Annotated in this window: 18 protein-coding genes; 9 read left to right on the top strand and 9 right to left on the bottom strand. The window is 72.3% G+C overall.

The genetic code is table 11. The annotated features are described in order from the left end of the window. The first annotated feature begins 136 nt into the window (after positions 1-136). Both AC07FT_RS09595 and AC07FT_RS09590 read left to right on the top strand, forming a co-directional pair. Positions 137-931: a response regulator transcription factor gene (locus AC07FT_RS09595; RefSeq protein WP_479175393.1), complete on the top strand. Its 795-nt coding sequence runs from the start codon at positions 137-139 to the stop codon at positions 929-931. After that, positions 928-2,496, top strand: coding sequence for a sensor histidine kinase (locus AC07FT_RS09590; protein WP_479175392.1), 1,569 nt, complete (start codon positions 928-930; stop codon positions 2,494-2,496). The genes AC07FT_RS09595 and AC07FT_RS09590 overlap by 4 nt, the downstream gene beginning before the upstream one ends. 55 nt (positions 2,497-2,551) lie before the next feature. Here AC07FT_RS09590 and AC07FT_RS09585 read toward each other — a convergent pair whose 3' ends face one another. Next, positions 2,552-3,178: a YigZ family protein gene (locus tag AC07FT_RS09585; RefSeq protein ID WP_479175390.1), complete on the bottom strand. Its 627-nt coding sequence runs from the start codon at positions 3,176-3,178 to the stop codon at positions 2,552-2,554. A gap of 75 nt (positions 3,179-3,253) precedes the next feature. Between AC07FT_RS09585 and AC07FT_RS09580 the strand changes: the two genes are divergently transcribed. The 3 genes from AC07FT_RS09580 (at position 3,254) to AC07FT_RS09570 (ending at position 4,786) form a co-directional block, all read left to right on the top strand. Further along, positions 3,254-3,868: a CGNR zinc finger domain-containing protein gene (locus AC07FT_RS09580; RefSeq protein ID WP_479175388.1), complete on the top strand. Its 615-nt coding sequence runs from the start codon at positions 3,254-3,256 to the stop codon at positions 3,866-3,868. Then, positions 3,865-4,287: an SRPBCC family protein gene (locus tag AC07FT_RS09575; protein WP_479175386.1), complete on the top strand. Its 423-nt coding sequence runs from the start codon at positions 3,865-3,867 to the stop codon at positions 4,285-4,287. The genes AC07FT_RS09580 and AC07FT_RS09575 overlap by 4 nt, the downstream gene beginning before the upstream one ends. Positions 4,288-4,378: 91 nt before the next feature. Further along, positions 4,379-4,786: a CoA-binding protein gene (locus AC07FT_RS09570; protein ID WP_479175385.1), complete on the top strand. Its 408-nt coding sequence runs from the start codon at positions 4,379-4,381 to the stop codon at positions 4,784-4,786. A gap of 61 nt (positions 4,787-4,847) precedes the next feature. On the opposite strand, the gene AC07FT_RS09565 is transcribed toward AC07FT_RS09570, so the two are convergent. Then, entirely contained in the window at positions 4,848-5,402 is a 555-nt protein-coding gene (locus tag AC07FT_RS09565; RefSeq protein ID WP_479175383.1) for a YbaK/EbsC family protein, read from the bottom strand. A gap of 34 nt (positions 5,403-5,436) precedes the next feature. Continuing rightward, on the bottom strand, positions 5,437-6,009 hold the full coding sequence (locus AC07FT_RS09560; RefSeq protein ID WP_471196276.1) for a helix-turn-helix domain-containing protein: 573 nt from the start codon (positions 6,007-6,009) through the stop codon (positions 5,437-5,439). A 102-nt stretch (positions 6,010-6,111) separates the two neighbouring features. Here AC07FT_RS09560 and AC07FT_RS09555 point away from each other — a divergent pair, with 102 nt between their 5' ends. Continuing rightward, entirely contained in the window at positions 6,112-6,987 is an 876-nt protein-coding gene (locus AC07FT_RS09555; RefSeq protein ID WP_254741420.1) for an EamA family transporter, read from the top strand. Between the two features lie 67 nt (positions 6,988-7,054). Here AC07FT_RS09555 and AC07FT_RS09550 read toward each other — a convergent pair whose 3' ends face one another. Beyond that, positions 7,055-7,792, bottom strand: coding sequence for an alpha/beta hydrolase (locus AC07FT_RS09550; protein WP_479175380.1), 738 nt, complete (start codon positions 7,790-7,792; stop codon positions 7,055-7,057). Between the two features lie 127 nt (positions 7,793-7,919). On the opposite strand from AC07FT_RS09550, the gene AC07FT_RS09545 reads away from it, so the two are divergent. Further along, entirely contained in the window at positions 7,920-8,477 is a 558-nt protein-coding gene (locus tag AC07FT_RS09545; protein ID WP_432585634.1) for a gamma carbonic anhydrase family protein, read from the top strand. 10 nt (positions 8,478-8,487) lie between these two features. Here AC07FT_RS09545 and AC07FT_RS09540 read toward each other — a convergent pair whose 3' ends face one another. Together AC07FT_RS09540 and AC07FT_RS09535 are read right to left on the bottom strand one after the other, a co-directional pair. Then, entirely contained in the window at positions 8,488-9,156 is a 669-nt protein-coding gene (locus tag AC07FT_RS09540; protein WP_479175378.1) for a DedA family protein, read from the bottom strand. 145 nt (positions 9,157-9,301) lie between these two features. Further along, entirely contained in the window at positions 9,302-9,754 is a 453-nt protein-coding gene (locus AC07FT_RS09535; protein WP_254741564.1) for a DUF4442 domain-containing protein, read from the bottom strand. An 84-nt stretch (positions 9,755-9,838) separates the two neighbouring features. Between AC07FT_RS09535 and AC07FT_RS09530 the strand changes: the two genes are divergently transcribed. Both AC07FT_RS09530 and AC07FT_RS09525 read left to right on the top strand, forming a co-directional pair. Further along, positions 9,839-10,957 (top strand): DUF8017 domain-containing protein, encoded by a 1,119-nt coding sequence (locus tag AC07FT_RS09530; protein WP_479175376.1) that lies wholly within the window; start codon positions 9,839-9,841, stop codon positions 10,955-10,957. A 57-nt stretch (positions 10,958-11,014) separates the two neighbouring features. Next, on the top strand, positions 11,015-12,370 hold the full coding sequence (locus AC07FT_RS09525; protein ID WP_479175374.1) for an MFS transporter: 1,356 nt from the start codon (positions 11,015-11,017) through the stop codon (positions 12,368-12,370). Here AC07FT_RS09525 and AC07FT_RS09520 read toward each other — a convergent pair. The 3 genes from AC07FT_RS09520 to tuf all read right to left on the bottom strand — a co-directional run bounded on the left by AC07FT_RS09520 (position 12,349) and on the right by tuf (position 15,914). Further along, positions 12,349-13,509, bottom strand: a complete 1,161-nt coding sequence (locus tag AC07FT_RS09520) for an abortive phage infection protein (RefSeq protein ID WP_479175372.1) — start codon at positions 13,507-13,509, stop codon at positions 12,349-12,351. The genes AC07FT_RS09525 and AC07FT_RS09520 overlap by 22 nt on opposite strands. 207 nt (positions 13,510-13,716) lie before the next feature. Further along, positions 13,717-14,562: a spermidine synthase gene (locus tag AC07FT_RS09515; protein ID WP_479175371.1), complete on the bottom strand. Its 846-nt coding sequence runs from the start codon at positions 14,560-14,562 to the stop codon at positions 13,717-13,719. A 170-nt stretch (positions 14,563-14,732) separates the two neighbouring features. Next, a complete protein-coding gene (gene tuf, locus AC07FT_RS09510) occupies positions 14,733-15,914 on the bottom strand; it encodes an elongation factor Tu (RefSeq protein ID WP_479175369.1) in 1,182 nt (393 codons plus the stop codon). Positions 15,915-15,985: the final 71 nt, after the last annotated feature.

The following is a 15,985-nucleotide window of genomic DNA, read 5'->3' as shown; positions in this document are numbered from 1 at the left end:
GATCCGGAATGGCCGAGGCAATTGCCGACCGCCGTATGTACGTATTCCGCGGCGGTCCCGTTCCGCCCATTCCGGCCCCCGCTCGGAAGATTACAAAAATCGGCGGGGCCCGGAGCGGCTGCGGTAGACAGACCGCATGACGGTACGTGCACTGCTCATCGAGGACGACGAGACCATCGCCGAGCCCCTGATCGAGGGTTTAGGGCGCTACGGGCTGACCGTCGACCATGTCCGCACCGGGGCCGAGGGGCTCCGGGGGCCGTACGGGGACATCGTCCTGCTCGACCTGGGACTGCCGGACATGGACGGCATCGATGTCTGCCGCGGCATCCGGCGGACGTCCGAGGTGCCCATCATCATGCTCACCGCCCGGGGTGAGGAGGCCGACCGGGTCCTCGGACTCGAACTGGGGGCGGACGACTATCTGGCGAAACCGTTCAGCATGCGGGAGCTGATCGCACGGATCCGGGCGATCACCCGCCGCACCCGGCCCGCCGCCTCCGCGGGCACGTTCCCGCCGCTCGCCGCCTTTCCGGCGGCGGTCCCGGCCCCGGGTCCCTCCGGCGCCGGCCGTCCGGCCGGGCCGGCGCACGGGCCCACGGTCGCCGATCTCCGGGGCCCCCTCGCCGAGCCGCTGGTCGTGGACCGGCGGACCCGGCAGGTCTGGGTGGGCGACTCCCCCGTGCCCCTCACCCCCAAGGAGTTCGAGCTGCTGGCCCTGCTCACCGAGGACCCCGGCGCCGTCTGCTCCCGTCAGCAGATCCTCGACCGCGTATGGGACCCCCACTTCGAGGGGCCGACCAAGACGCTGGACGTCCACATCGCCACCCTGCGCCGCAAGCTGGGGGATCCGGCCTGGATCCAGACCCTGCGCGGCGTCGGCTTCCGGCTCGCGGTGCACGCCCGGGTGCCCGAGACCGCCCGGCCGTGACCCGCCGTCTGCTGCTCGGCTATCTGACCCTGGCGGCCCTGGTGCTGCTGAGCCTTGAGATACCGCTGGGGTACGTCTACAGCCGGGCCGAACGGGAGCGGATCATCACCGCCGCCGAGGACGAGGCCGAGTCCGTCGCCGCGTTCGCCTCACTGTCCATCGCCGCGGGCCGGGAGGACCGGCTGCCACCGAGGGTGGCGCACTGCGCCGAGCGCATCGGCGGGACCGTACTCATCGTCGGTGTCCACGGCCGGCTGCTCGCCACGTCGCAACCGCTCTCCGCCGGGCAGCGGCGGACCGCGGCGGCGCGGCCCGAACTGCGGGCCGCACTGAACGGCCATGACGCGTTCGACGTCCGGACCTCCACCATCGGCGGGGTGCGCCATCTGTCCATGGCCGCGCCCATCGGCCACGGCGACCGGCCGCAGGGCGCGGTCTGGCTCACCCTCCCCACCGACGCGGTGGAGGGCCGCGTCCACCGGATCTGGCTGATCCTGGCCCTCGCCGGGCTCGCGATCCTGGTCGCCGTCGCCGTCGTGGCCCTGGTCTTCGCCCGCTGGACCAGCCGTCCGATCCGTGAACTCGAGCGTGCCGCACACCGGTTGGCCGACGGCGAACTGGCCACCCCGGCCCCGGCGAGCTCCGGACCGCCCGAAGTGCGCAGCCTCGCGGCGACCTTCAACCAGACCGCCGCCCGGCTGGAACATCTGCTGGCCTCCCAGCGCGCCTTCGCCGCCGAGGCGTCCCACCAGCTCAAAACGCCCCTCGCGGCGCTGCGGCTGCGCCTGGACAACCTGGAGCCCGAGGTGTCCGGTCATGCGCACGACTGCCTCACCGCGGCGATGACCGAGATGGACCGGCTGGCGCGGATGGTGGAAGGGCTGCTGGCGATGGCGCGCCTGGAGGAGGGGGCCGTCGTCCCCGAACCGGTCGACGTGGACCAGGTGTGCGCCGGCCGACTGCGCACCTGGGCGCCGCTGTTCGAGCGGGAGAACGCCCGGCTGGTGCTGACCGGCGGACCGGTCGGCCATGCGCTCGCGGCGCCCGGGGCCGTGGAACAGATCCTGGACAACCTGCTCTCCAACGCGTTGCGGGCGGTCCCGGCGGGCGGCACGGTCACCCTCGGCCCCCGGCTCTCCGTCTCCGACCGGCGCCCTCTCCATCTGCCCGGTCACCAGACGCGGCCGTCCTGGGTCGAACTGCATGTGATCGACGAGGGGCCGGGGATGACGGCCGAACAGCGGCGGCGCGCCTTCGACCGTTTCTGGCGCGCCCCCGACGCACCCAAGGGCGGCACCGGTCTGGGCCTGTCGCTGGTCCAGCGACTGGCCCATGTGAGCGGCGGGGAGGCGACGTTGGCCGCGGCACCCGGCGGCGGGCTGGACGCCTTTGTCCGGCTGCGGCGGGTGTCCCGCGCCGATGCGGCCCGTCCGGTGAGGATCACCCTCGGCCGCAGAGCGTCGGGGGCGCCGGGGCCGGGACAGCAGGGCTCCCCGGACGCCGCGTCCGACGCGGAGCCACCGGTCCGCGGTTCCGCCCGGGTCGTATCGTCCGGATCTTCGTGAATCAGACCGCGGGGCCGGACTCCGCACGGTCGCTTCCGCCGCCGGGACCGTCCGGCTACGCGTCCTGGTACGCCTCGCCGCCCAGCACCAGGACGGCGGTCCCGGCGGTGGTGTCCGCGAGCCAGCCGCGGAACGCCTCGACGTCCGCCTCGGGCAGCCCCACCTCGATCGTGACGTCCTCGGCGTAGCGCACATCGCGCACCGCCCGGCCCGTGGCACGCAGATCGTTCTCCAGCTTTCCGGCCCGCTGGTGGTCGACCGTGATGGTGACCAGCCGGAAGCGCTGCCGGACCACGGTGCCCAGGGTGTCCAGCGCCTCGCCGACCGCTCCGCCGTAGGCGCGGATCAGCCCGCCCGCGCCCAGCTTCACACCGCCGTAGTAGCGGGTGACGACGGCCACCACGTAGCGCACCTCCCGGCGCACCAGCATCTGGAGCATCGGCACACCCGCCGTACCGCCCGGCTCACCGTCGTCGGACGCCTTCTGCACTCCGCCGTCGGCTCCGATGACGTAGGCGAAGCAGTTGTGCGAGGCGGTGGGGTGCTCCTTCCGGACGCGCTGGATGACCTCCTGCGCCTCCCGCTCGGTCGCGGCGGGCGCGAGTGAGCAGATGAAGCGCGACTTGTTGATCTCGATCTCATGCACGCCCGCGCGGGCGACCGTCCGGTACCGCTCCTGCATCCGTCCACCCTATGCGCCGCGCGGAGCCCGTCCTCCGGACTGCCCCACCGTCCGGTAACTGGTTATGGTGGTTACATGAACGAGTCGGCGCACAGCCTGGTCCTGACCTCCCCCGAGGGCACCCGCTACCCGTTCGATCCGGGCGCGCTGTGCCTGGAGTTCCTGACCACCGGCGGGCCCGGAGCGCTGAGCCGTCACGAGGTACTGCACACCCCGGCGGACCTGGCCGACTGGCTGGGCCGCTGCCGGCTCGGCCTGGACCCGGCCGATGTGCGGACCGCCCCGGAGGACGTGGCCGCGGGCCGTCGGCTGCGTGACGCGCTGTGGGGCCTGGCGCGCGCCGCGACGGACGGCGGACCACTGTCCGCCGGGGACCTCGCCGGACTCCACCGCGCGGCGGCCCGTCCCCCGCTGGTCCCGTACGTCACAGCGGATCGGACCCGTGGCTGGCACGCCCCGGCGGAGGCGTCCCAGGCGCTGTCCACGATCGCCCGTGACGCGGTCGAACTGCTCACCGGCCGCTTCGCCGGGCGGATCCGGGTCTGCGGAGCGGACGACTGTTTCCTGGTCTTCGTCGACACCTCCCGTCCCGGGCGGCGCCGCTGGTGCGCGATGGAGCGCTGCGGCAACCGCCACAAGGTCCGGGCGCTGCGCGCCCGCCGAGACACCGAGGAGAACACCGCACCATGACGCATCCCACCGGACTCACCAGGACCGCCGGCTTCCAGATCGGCGTCTCCAAGACGCTGCCGCTGCCGCCCGAGACCGTCTGGCGCTTCATCACCGGACCGGAGGGGCTGGCCCTGTGGCTGGGGCACGGCGTCCGGATCCGCCCCGAGCGCGGCTCCGCGTACCGCACCGACGAGGGCGTGACCGGCGAGGTGCGCGGCTATCAGGAGGGCTCCCGGCTCCGGCTGACGCACCGGCCCGCGGCGGCGGAGCGGGAGACCACGGTGCAGATCACGGTCACCGCACAGGGCGCGGGCTGCGTCCTCCGCTTCCACCAGGAACGGCTCTCCGGTACGCGGGACCGCGCCGAGCGGCGGGACCACTGGCGGGCGGTGATGGCCGAGGTGGCGGGCGTCCTGCTGCCGGGGCGTGGCGGGTGACCGGATCACCGGGAATCCGCGGGCGCCGGTGACGGTTGTCCTGCGAAGAGCCCTGGAACGGCACGTTCGAGCATCCCCGCAGGAGGCACCCATGTACGGCGACCCGGAGACGGTCCGCAGGATCCTGACGGAGCGAGGTGACACCTGGGCCGTGGTGGGACTCTCCGCCAACCAGGAGCGCGCGGCCCACGGGGTCGCGGGCGTGCTCCAGCGCTTCGGCAAGCGGATCGTGCCGGTGCATCCCAGGGCCGAGACGGTGCACGGCGAACGGGGCTACGCCTCCCTGGCCGACATCCCCTTCCCGGTGGACGTGGTCGACGTGTTCGTGAACGCGGGACAGGCGGGCGGAATCGCGGACGAGGCGGTGAGCGTCGGGGCGAAGGCCGTCTGGTTCCAGCTGGGCGTGATCGACCCGGCCGCGTACGAGCGCACCCGGGCCGCCGGACTGGACATGGTCATGGACCGCTGCCCGGCCATCGAGATCCCGCGGCTCGGCTGAACCGCACGTCCGCCACGACTCCTGGGCGCACCCGCGGGCGGGGCGGGCCCGGACCGGCGGGTCAGACGCCGAGACCCTCCAGGACCACCGCGCCCGGCAGTCCGGCCAGCAGTGCGCCCGGCACGATCAGCTTGCCCCGGCGGCTGCCACTGCCGATCACGGCATGGGGGATCTCCGCGACGGCGGCATCCACCAGCAGCGGCCAGCCGTCGGGCAGACCGATGGGCGTGATGCCGCCGAACTCCATACCGCTCTCCCCGGTGGCGGTCTCGGCCGGGGCGAACGACGCCTTCCGGGCGCCGAGATGACGGCGGACCACACCGTTGACATCCGCGCGGGTGTGGGCGAGCACCATGCAGGCGGCGAGGGTGACCGCACCGCCCCGTTTGCCCGCGACGACCACGCAGTTGGCGGACTGCTCCAGCAGCCACGCCCCGTAGTGCTCGACGAGTACGGCGGTGTCGGCCCGCTCCGGGTCGGTGTCGACGTAGCGCACCCGCTCGACCGGCACATTCCCGCGCCAGTGGCGCAGGGCGGCGGCGACGGGGGCGGTCAGCAGGTCCAGGCACTCGACGGCGGGGCGGACGTCGTCGAAGGCGTCCATCGGCGTGCTCATGGGGTCACGCTAGCCGAGCGGGCGGAGGGACGGTTCAACGGGCGGGCGGGACCGACACGGCCATGGTCATCGCCACCGGGACATCACCGTCATTGCGGTAGCCATGGGGGGTGTTGGCCTCGAAGGCGGCCGACGTCCCGGTCGGTACGGTGTGCTCCTCGCCGCCCGCCACCAGGGTCAGCACCCCCGCCGTCACGACCAGCAGCTCGAAGGTGCCCGCCGGATGCGGATCGGATGTGCTGCCCTCACCGGGCATCAGCCGCCACTCCCACAACTCCAGCGGCCCCTCCGCCTCGGTCCCGACGAGCAGCGCGGTGTAGCTTCCCCCATCGGTGGACCACATCCGCACCGCCTGATCGGCGGGGACCAGGCGTACCTGCGGTCCCTGTTCATAGTCGAGCAGTGTGGTGATGTTCACCCCGAGGGCGTCGGCCAGCTTCACGGTGGTGCCGACACTGGGGTTGGTGCGGGCCTGCTCAATCTGGATGATCATGCCCCGGCTGACCCCGGCCCGGGCGGCGAGGGCGTCGAGGGTGTAGCCGCGCTCATTGCGCCAGCGCTTGAGATTGCGGGCGAGTGACTGCGTGAGCTGGTCGAGGTCCGTCACGGTCCGGATGTCCGTCCAATATTTTGAATGGCTTAGTCGAACGCATTGAACTACGGTGGGGTGTACTCCCACGTCCAACACACTGTACGGCGAGGTTCCACCATGTCCGCACTCTTCGCTCTTGCCACCAGCCTGCTCTGGGGGCTGGCCGACTTCGGCGGAGGGCTGCTCACCCGGCGTATGCCCGCCCTCACCGTGGTCGTGGTCTCGCAGACCATCGCGGTGGCCGTCCTCGGGGCGATCGTGGTGGCCACCGGCGGCTGGTCCGAGGCCGGACCTCAGCTGTGGTTCGCGGTCGCGGCGGGTGTGGTCGGACCGGCCGCGATGCTCTGCTTCTACCGGGCCCTCGCGCTCGGCCCGATGGGCGTCGTCTCCCCGCTCGGCGCGCTGGGCGGAGTGGCGGTGCCCCTCGGACTGGCGCTGGTGCTGGGCGAGCGGCCGGGTGTGCTCCAGGTCGCGGGGATCGTGGTCGCGGTGGCCGGTGTGGTCCTGGCGAGCGGACCGCAGACCGGCGGCGCGCCCGTCCAGCGGCAGACCCTGGTGCTCACCCTGGTCGCCGCGCTCGGCTTCGGCTCGGTGATGGCGCTGATCGCGGAGGCGTCCTCGACCCTCACCGGGCTCTTCCTCGCGCTGTTCGTGCAGCGGTTGGGCAATGTCGCGGTCGGCGGCGCGGCGCTCTACGTCTCCGTCCGGCGGGGCAACCCCGCACTGCCCGAGGGTCCCGAGGGCGGTATCGCCGTGGTCCGGGCGGCGCTTCCGGCGCTCGCCTTCGTGGGCCTGTCCGATGTCGCCGCCAACGGCACCTACAACCTGGCCGCCCACCACGGCCCGGTCGCGGTGGCCGCCGTACTCGCCTCGCTCTACCCGGTGGTCACCGCGCTCGCGGCCCGCGGGCTGCTCAACGAGCGGCTGCGGGCCATCCAGGCGGGCGGTGCGGGACTGGCGCTGGTCGGAACCCTGCTGCTGGCGACGGGCTGAGAGGCCGGCGGGGCGCCGCGGGGTCCCCGGCCGGCGCCCCGCGCATCCTCACTCGGTCCGCAGGGACTCAGGCGTCCACCAGCGCCCGCACGAAGCGGCGGCGGTCCCCGGGCTGGTCACGGAACCACGCGCCGAGCCAGTGTTCGGCCTCGGGCAGCACGAGATGGCCGAGACCGGCCCCCTCGGCCAGCGCGTCCGCCACGGCCTCGGTCACCTCCGGCGGGATGACCTCGTCCCGGGCGGGCACCGCGAGGACCGCCCGCGCGCGGTAGGCGCGGAAGGTGTCGAGGGCGGCGGAGGAGCGCCAGCTCTCCGGGCTGCGGATGATCTCGGTGAAGCCGGATCCGGCACGGAACGGCACCTGCCAGGCGTCACGGGCGTAGACGGCAGGGGCGCACAGACCGATCGTGGTCACTCGTGGGCCGTAGTGGGCCAGCAGATCGGCGACCGTCTGACCGCTCATGCTGAACCCGATGAGGACCAGTTCATCGGAGGCGGGTACCGACTGGTCGATCAGGGCCCGGGCCTGGGTGAACCGCCGCTCCAGGCTCAACTCGCCCAGTTCACCGGAGCTTTCGCCATGGCCGGAGAAGTCGCAGGCGACGGCGGTGCGGCCGGTGGCCGCCACGTCCCGCATCAGGCCGAGCATGCGCTCCTTGTCGCTGGTCCCGGCACCGTGCAGCACCACCGCGGTGGCGCCCACCGCCGGGGCGGCGGGGGCGAACGCGGCACAGCCGAGCCGTTCGCCGTCGCCCGCCACGAAGAAGCGGCGCGGTTCCTGTGTCTGCTCTCGCCGGGTCCCCATGAACCCTCCCGGTGTTCCCACGGAGAACAGGACGCATGATCGATTGCTGTGGTTCCGCCGGTTGCGGTGGTTCGGTACGGGGGTACCGTGCCGGGGACATGCCCAGACGGACCGAGGGAGACATGCTGTGACGGAGCGGGCGTTGATAGCCGGGGTGGGCGGCAGGGAGCCGAAGGTCGACCCGGAGGCGTTCGCCGCCCCGACATCCGTGGTCATCGGTGAGGTGTCGGTGGCACCGGAGGCGAGCGTCTGGTACCACGCCGTGCTCCGCGGGGACACCGCACCGATCAGTGTCGGGGCGCAGAGCAACATCCAGGACAACTGCACCGTGCACGCCGACCCCGGATTCCCGGCCAGCGTCGGCGAGCGGGTGTCGGTGGGCCACAACGCGGTGCTGCACGGCTGCACCGTCGAGGACGATGTGCTGATCGGCATGGGCGCGACCGTCCTCAACGGCGCGCACATCGGGGCGGGCTCGCTGGTGGCCGCCCAGGCACTGGTACCGCAGGGGATGCAGGTGCCGCCGAACTCACTGGTGGCCGGGGTCCCGGCGAAGGTCAGGCGCGAGCTCACGGAGGAGGAGCGCGAGTCGATCCGGTTCAACGCCACGGGCTATGTCGAGCTGGCCCGCCAGCACCGCGCGGCCGCGGAGGAGCGGGCGCGGCAGGAGGGCCTGCCCAGCTGAGCGGAACCGCTCAGTCGGCGGCCGGGACGGGCTCCGGCTCGGCCGCCTCGTTTGCGGCCTTGGCGGCCGCCGCCGCGTTGGCCTTCTTCGAGCGCCGCTTCATGACGAGCATCGAACCGAGGCCGAAGAGCAGGGCGATGAGCAGACCGAGCCAGGAGAAGCGCTTGAGCCAGTCCTCGGCGACCTTGCCGACCGAGTAGATGACCGCCGTGGTGCCGCCCGCCCAGATGATGCCGCCGAGCACATTGGCGGTGAAGAACTTCCAGTACGGCATGCGCAGCACACCGGCGAGCGGACCCGCGAAGATCCGCAGCAGGGCGATGAAACGGCCGAAGAAGACCGCCCACATGCCCCACTTCTGGAAGGAGCGCTCGGCGGTGGCCACATGCTCGGCGCTGAAGTGCCGGGGGAACTTGCGCCCCAGCCACTCCAGGAGCGGCTCGCCGCCCTTCCGGCCGATCAGATAGCCGATGGAGTCGCCGATCACCGCGCCCGCGATGGCGCACGCCCCCAGGATGTAGGGGTTGATGTGGTCCTGCGAGGCCGCCAGCAGTGTCGCGCTGACGAGGATGATCTCTCCTGGGAGCGGGATACCCAGGCTCTCCAGGCCGATGACGATGCCTACGAGAAGATAGACGCTGACCGCGGGTACGCTCTCGAGCCATTCCTCGATGTGCAACGCCGGTTCCTCCCCGTGTGCCGATCCCTGCCGGGCGCGCACCGCTTTCGGCGCACGCCCGGGAAGCCTACTCAATCAGCGAGCCGTCGCCATCATCCCCAGGTCGTGCTCCGGGGCGCGTCGGCGTACTGCGGAAGGGGCGGCTTCAGGACTGCGGCCTCAGGGTCCATGTGATCGACATCTCGCCGGTCACCGCGCCGTCCTCACGGGTGATCTCGACGTTCACCGGGAATTCCGGACGCTCCCCCGCGTCCAGCTCGGCGATCACATCGGCGACCGGGCGGCCGAGCCGGGCCGTCGCGGTGACGGGGCCCATGGCCAGCTTCTTGAAGGCGATCTCGGAGCGCACGGCCAGCGGTACGGCACGGCCGAGCTGGTCGCCGAAGGCGGCGATCACGATCGCGCCGCTCGCGGACTCGGCGAGGGTGAACATCGCGCCCGCGTGCGGCCCACCGACGTGGTTGTGGAAGTCGGGCTGGTCCGGCAGGCGCAGGACGGCGCTCTCGGCCGTCGCCTCGACGATCTCCAGGTTCAGGGTGCGCACCATGGGAACGGTGGCAGCGAGCATCTCGCCGATGGACGGCATGGTCTGTGACATGCCCCGGAAGTTACCACCCGGTAGCAAAGCGGGGAAAGGGGCAGCCGTAGCCGCGGTCAGCACCCACCCTTAGGGTTACTGGCCATGTGGCCAGGACAGCAGCCGCCCGGGGGCGAGCAGAACCCGCACGAGCAGAACCCCTATCAGCAGCCGGGGTACCACCAGCCCAACCCGTATCAGCAGCCGGGCTATCAACAGCCGAATCCCTACCAGCAGCCGCCGCAGCAACAGCAGCCCCAGCAGCAGCCACAGCCGGGCCAGCCCACCTATCCCGGTCAGCCGCAGCAGCAGCCGGGGTACGCCGGACCGCATCAGCAGCCGCACACGCAGCAGCAGCCCCAGGGATGGGGCGGCCCTTCCGCGCCGCCCGGGGCCCCGGAGCCTCCGCACAAGAAGCGCACGGCCACCATCGCGGTCGTCACGGCGGTGGCGGTGGTGGCGGCCGCCGCGGTGGCCGCGGTGTTCGTCCTGGGCAAGGACGACGGCGAGAACGACGAGTCGAGCGGCAAGAAGCCCGGCGGCTCCTCCTCCGCCCCCGCCTCCTCGGAGGCCTCTTCCGGCAGCGGCCGGGAGGACGACAACCCGCGGGACGGGGAGGACGAGGAGGACGTCAAGCCCGTCATACCCGGCTGGAAGACGGTGGTCAGCTCCAAGCGGCACAACGCCTTCGACGTGCCCGCGAACTGGGGGGTCGAGTCCTCCGGTCTGAGCATCGGCTTCGAGGACGACAACGGCAAGCCGCTCGTCGTCATGTCCGCCCCCGGGATCTACAAGAAGGACTACTGCACGGTCAAGGACGAGGACGGCTACGAGAACAAGAGCGACGCCGCCGGGGCGGGTTCCAAGGGCGCCCAGGGAGCCAAGAGCGAGGCGTCCGCCGCCCGTATCGAGGCGGGCAACTGGGCCTTCGCCGCCTTCGACCAGGACAAGACCGGCAAGCTCAAGGTCAGCCAGCCCAAGAAGTTCAGCAGCGACCACGGGCTCAAGGGCTACACCTCCTCGGCCACCGTCACCGGGGTCAAGAAGACCGACAAGTGCAGCACGGACGGGAAGTCGGTGGCCGTCTCCTACACCGACACCAACGGCGACTTCGCGACATGGGTGCTCTACTCCGAGAAGGGGACCAAGAACGAGGTCCCGGACGCGACCATCAAGAAGATCATGAGCAGTCTGCGTCCGCTGAAGTCCGAGACCGGCTTCTGATCGCCTTGGCCGGATTCCGGTTGGACGCCGGGCCCCGCTCCCAGGGATAGTCCGCTGGTGACCACTGCCCGGGCCCCGCGCTCCCGACCCCGCCGCCCCTCGTGGGCCGGACGCAACTACACACTGCTGACCGCCGCCGCCGTGGCGACGGGCCTCGGAAACGCCGGGGCCCTCATCGCCGCGGCGTTCGCGGTGCTCGACGCGGGCGGGGACAGCGGTGACGTCGGTCTGGTGGCCGCGGCCCGCACCGTGCCGCTCGTGGTGTTCCTGCTGATCGGCGGGGCACTGGCGGACCGGCTGCCGCGGCATCGGGTGATGGTCACGGCCAACGCCGTGAACTGTCTGTCGCAGGCGGCCTTCGCGGCGCTGGTGCTCTCCGGCGAGGCACAGCTGTGGCAGATGGCTCTGCTCTCCGCGATCGGCGGCACCGGACACGCCTTCTTCTCCCCCGCCGCCGAGGGCATGCTGCTGTCCACCGTCACCAGCGAACAGGCGGGCCGCGCCTTCGCGTTCTTCCGGATCGGGGTGAACGGCGCGCAGATCGGCGGCGCCGCGCTCGGCGGCGCGCTGATCTCGGTCGTGGGCCCCGGGTGGATGCTGGCCGTGGACGCCCTCGCCTTCGCCGTCGCGGGCTCCCTGCGCGCCTTTCTCGACGTCAGCGAGGTGGCCCCGCGCGAGCCGGGCGGCGGGATGCTGGCCGATCTGCGCGATGGATGGCGGGAGTTCGCCACCCGGCCCTGGCTGTGGAGCATCGTGCTGCAGTTCTCCGTGGTGAACGCCGTGGTGGGCGCGGCCGAGGCGGTCTACGGTCCACTGGTCGCCGAGGAGCATCTGGGCGGGGCCCGGCCGTGGGGCTTGGCCCTGGCCGCGTTCGGCGCCGGAACCGTCCTCGGCGGAGTGCTGATGACGCGCTGGCGGCCGCAGAGAATGCTGCTCGCGGGCACCCTGTGCGTCCTGCCCTTGACCATGCCGTCGGCCGCGCTCGCCGTCCCGCTCCCGGTGCCGCTGCTGGCCGTGGTGATGTTCCTCAGCGGGACCGCCATCGAGGTGTTCGGCGTGTCCTGGATGACCGCGCTGCACCAGGAGATCCCGGAGAACAAGCTGTCGCGGGTCGCGGCCTACGACATGCTCGGCTCGATCGCCTTCCTCCCCGTGGCCATGTCCCTCGCGGGCCCGGCCGAGGGCGCCTTCGGCCGGACGGCCTCGCTGTGGGGCTGTTCGGCGCTGATCCTGCTGCTGACCCTGGCGGTACTGACCGTGCCGGACGTCCGCCGACTGCGGCGGCGGGAATCGGGGCCCGTCGTCAAGGGGCCGGTCGCGGAGGGGATGCCCGCCGCCGAGAGACCGCTCCGCGTGGAGTCCGTCCTCCCCGACCCGACGACGGACGAAGGTCAGCACCGCGCCCTGCCGTAGTGCCGCGCCAGTGCGTGGAACGCCTCCTTCGGCTCCCAGTGCCAGTGGGCCGTGGGCTCCTCGGGCGTCTTCCAGATCGCCTTCACCAGGCTGTAGCTCGCCAGGTCGAGGTCATGGCGCGGCTGGTGCCGGTGCGGGGCGTCAGGGGTGACGAACTGGTACACCAGGGCCGCGTAGAGGCCCATCGACTCGAACACATCGACCAGATCGGTGAGATAGGCGGCCTGGGTGCGCTCACTGCGGACCAGGTCGCCGATGATCTCGGGGGGCTCCTTGTCGTAGTCCACGGTGTCCCAGCCCATCCCGCCCCGCTCCGGGGCTCCCCGGTAGGTGCAGGTGCCGAACTCGGAGACGACCACCGGCTTGCCCCACCGCCGGAACGGGGCCAGCTCACGGACATGGTCGGCCCGCCGGGGCCGGGACGCGTAGTAGTTGACGCTGACCAGGTCGAAGAGGCTCCAGTCCACGTCCTCGTCCTGTGCCGCGCCGTAGGTCATCCGGCCCCGGAAGACGGACCTGCCGACCTTCGCGGCCTGCGCGGTGAACGAGCGCAGCTCCCGCACCAGGGTCCGCGGGTCGTAGTTCCCGCTCGTCAGGTTCCTGATGCGCTCCACCGCGTCGGCACCGGGCACGATACCGGGCACGAAGAGCATGAACTCGGCGCCGACGCTGAGGTGGACATCGGCCCCCTGACGCCGCATCCGCTCGGCATGGCGCCCCGCTTCGGCCAGATGCTCGAGGATCTCCGCCCGAGGAACGTCGGCCAGCCGTGGCTGGAGCCATACGTGCAGCCCGCGCTCGGCCGCCTCCGACGAGGTGGCCGCCAGCCGCTCGACACCGGTGCCGAAGACCGAGACCGAGCTCGCGTGCAGCTCGTCCCTGATCACCTGGATGTCCCGGCGCATCCGGGTGGCATCCCAGCCGGTGAACGGTGTCTCTCCGTCGATGACCTCATAGGACACCCCGCGGTGGGTCAGCCCCCGCCGACCGCCCGGTGTGTCCGGCGCCCCGGTCTCCTCGGGCACCCCTCCGGCCCCCGCCGGGCCCGCTGTCAGCAACGGTCCCATCGCTCCCGCGACACCGACCGCCCCCGCCCTGGCCAGAAATCCGGCCCGGCTGATCCCCCTGCTGTGCGCCATGTCTCCCCCGCTGTGCCATGCGTATCGTCCGTCGGCCACGGCGTCCTCGGTGCCGCGGAATGACTCCACTCTGGCAAGCGCCGGTGCGCGCTGTCGTCGGCCGAAGGTCTGCGCCTCGGCGACCGAAGGAGGAACCCGTCCGCGCGGAAAGCGACATGAGTAGCGTCGGACAGCGACTTCGGTCATGTCGCCTCGGCCGAACGGCCTTCAACCCACGCTGAACGCACCACCGGGCGGTTCGGGCGAGGGCACCGCGTCGGCGTCCGCCACCGGCGCCGCACCGCCCATGAAGCGCTCCAGCGCCTCGCCGTGCTCGACCCGGGCCGGGAAGGCGTCGGCCGCGGCGCGGCGGGCCAGCACGGCGACGGGCAGCTCGCTGTCCGAGGCCACCAGCACGGCGTTGCCGAACCGCCGGCCGCGCAGCACAGCGGGTTCGGCGATCAGGCACAGATGCGCGAACACCGCCCGCAGCGAGGCCAGCTGGGAGCGGAGGAACGTGAAGGGCGCTCCGTCGGCCAGATTGGCCGCGTAGCGGCCGTGCGGCCGCAGCACCCGCTCGGCGGCGCGGGCGTACTCCACCGAGGTGAGGTGCGCGGGCACCCGGGAGCCGCCGAAGACATCGGCGATGACGATGTCGGCGGACGCTTCGGGCGCGGCCTCCAGGGCCTTCCGCGCGTCCGCGCGGCGTACCGTGATCCCCGAGTCGGGTGGCAGCGGCAGATGTTCGCCGATGAGTTGCAGCAACCCGCGGTCGGCTTCGATCACTTCTTGATGCGAACCGGGCCGGGTCGCGGCCACGTACCGCGGCAGGGTGAGCGCCCCGCCGCCGAGGTGCAGGACGTCGAGCGGGGTGCCGGACCCGCCGGTCTCGTCGAGGACGTGCGCGAGCCGTTGCGCGTACTCGAACTCGAGGTGGGTGGGGTCGTTCAGGTCGACGTACGACTGCGGGGCGTCGTCCACCGTGAGCAGCCAGGAGTGCGGCCGGTCGAGGTCCGGCATCAGCTTGGCGGTGCCGCCGTCCACGGCGCGGGTCACGGGTATGGGCTCGTCCACGCTCTCATTCTGCCGGGCCGGACGCCCTGCCGCGGCCCGGCCCGGCGCACGGCGGCTCCCACTCTCTCCTGCCGTTCCCTTTCCCTTCTGTCCGCCGGTCTGTGCGCCGGCATCGATCTGTCCGCGCCACGCAAGGCGCACGGGACGCGGACAGATCGTTCAGCGCGGTGTCACAGCCGGTCGGAAACGGTGGTCACCGTTCCCGCGCCCACCGTGCGGCCTCCCTCCCGGATCGCGAAACCGAGCCCCGGCTCCAGCGGCAGCGCGCGGCCCAGCTCGACCGCCATGGTGACGGTGTCACCGGGGCGCGCCACCCCCGTGAGCCCGAGGTCGACGGCACCGACCACATCCGCCGTACGGAGGTAGAACTGCGGCCGGTAGCCGGTGGAGACCGGTGTGCGCCGCCCGCCCTCGTCCGTGGACAGGACGTAGACCCGCGCGGTGAAGTGCCGCCGGGGCACCACGCTGCCGGGCTCGGCGAGCACGTGGCCACGGCGCACCGCGTCACGCGGCACACCGCGCAGCAGCAGGGCGACGTTGTCGCCCGCCTCGGCGACCTCCATCGGTTTGCCGAAGGTCTCGACCCCCGTGACGACGGTCGCCACGTCCGCGCCGGGCACCTCGACCCGGTCGCCGACGCGTACCGTGCCGCGCTCGATGGCTCCCGTGACCACCGTGCCGCGCCCGGTGATGGTCAGCACGTTCTCCACCGGGAGCAGGAACGGGGCGTCGGTGTAGCGCACCGGCGTCGGCACGTAGAAGTCCACGGCGTCCAGGAGCGCCTCGATGGCACCGGTCCAGCGCGGATCCCCTTCCAGCGCCCGCAGCCCGGAGACACGTACGACGGGCGTGCTCTCACCGGGGTAGCCGTGCGCCGACAACAGGTCCCGCACCTCCAGCTCGACCAGGTCGGTGAGCTCGGGGTCGCCCGCGTCGGCCTTGTTGAGGGCGACCACGACGTGGTCGACCCCGACCTGACGGGCGAGGAGCACATGCTCGGCGGTCTGCGGCATGACGCCGTCGAGCGCGGAGACCACGAGGATCGCGCCGTCGAGCTGGGCCGCGCCGGTCACCATGTTCTTGATGAAGTCGGCGTGGCCGGGCATGTCGACATGGGCGTAGTGCCGGGTGTCGGTCTCGTACTCGACATGGGCGATGTTGATCGTGATACCGCGCGCGGCCTCCTCCGGCGTCCGGTCGATGCGGTCGAAGGGCACATAGGTGCCGCCGCTGCCGCGCTCGCTGAGCACCTTGGTGATGGCGGCGGTCAGGGTGGTCTTGCCGTGGTCGACGTGGCCCATGGTGCCGATGTTCAGATGCGGCTTGGTACGCACGTATGTCTGCTTGGACATGCTGCGGTTCCTCCTCGGAACGGCGAAGGGAAGCGCGGACCCCAGGGCCCCTCCGACCCTCCCCTTACGGG

The sequence above is a fragment of the Streptomyces sp. NPDC045899 genome, assembly GCF_056431485.1.
Note: the sequence above shows the minus strand (reverse complement) of the source record. Positions and strands in the feature narration are given on the sequence as shown.

What these genes read in the sequence shown, in the direction of transcription:
- AC07FT_RS09565 (WP_479175383.1), bottom strand. Translation starts at nt 5,402, where the DNA reads ATGAGCACGCCGATGGACGCCTTCGACGACGTCCGCCCCGCCGTCGAG.
- AC07FT_RS09530 (WP_479175376.1), top strand. Translation starts at nt 9,839, where the DNA reads ATGTGGCCAGGACAGCAGCCGCCCGGGGGCGAGCAGAACCCGCACGAG.
- AC07FT_RS09575 (WP_479175386.1), top strand. Translation starts at nt 3,865, where the DNA reads ATGACGCATCCCACCGGACTCACCAGGACCGCCGGCTTCCAGATCGGC.
- AC07FT_RS09595 (WP_479175393.1), top strand. Translation starts at nt 137, where the DNA reads ATGACGGTACGTGCACTGCTCATCGAGGACGACGAGACCATCGCCGAG.
- AC07FT_RS09580 (WP_479175388.1), top strand. Translation starts at nt 3,254, where the DNA reads ATGAACGAGTCGGCGCACAGCCTGGTCCTGACCTCCCCCGAGGGCACC.
- AC07FT_RS09550 (WP_479175380.1), bottom strand. Translation starts at nt 7,792, where the DNA reads ATGGGGACCCGGCGAGAGCAGACACAGGAACCGCGCCGCTTCTTCGTG.
- AC07FT_RS09585 (WP_479175390.1), bottom strand. Translation starts at nt 3,178, where the DNA reads ATGCAGGAGCGGTACCGGACGGTCGCCCGCGCGGGCGTGCATGAGATC.
- AC07FT_RS09520 (WP_479175372.1), bottom strand. Translation starts at nt 13,509, where the DNA reads ATGGCGCACAGCAGGGGGATCAGCCGGGCCGGATTTCTGGCCAGGGCG.
- AC07FT_RS09570 (WP_479175385.1), top strand. Translation starts at nt 4,379, where the DNA reads ATGTACGGCGACCCGGAGACGGTCCGCAGGATCCTGACGGAGCGAGGT.
- tuf (WP_479175369.1), bottom strand. Translation starts at nt 15,914, where the DNA reads ATGTCCAAGCAGACATACGTGCGTACCAAGCCGCATCTGAACATCGGC.
- AC07FT_RS09535 (WP_254741564.1), bottom strand. Translation starts at nt 9,754, where the DNA reads ATGTCACAGACCATGCCGTCCATCGGCGAGATGCTCGCTGCCACCGTT.
- AC07FT_RS09555 (WP_254741420.1), top strand. Translation starts at nt 6,112, where the DNA reads ATGTCCGCACTCTTCGCTCTTGCCACCAGCCTGCTCTGGGGGCTGGCC.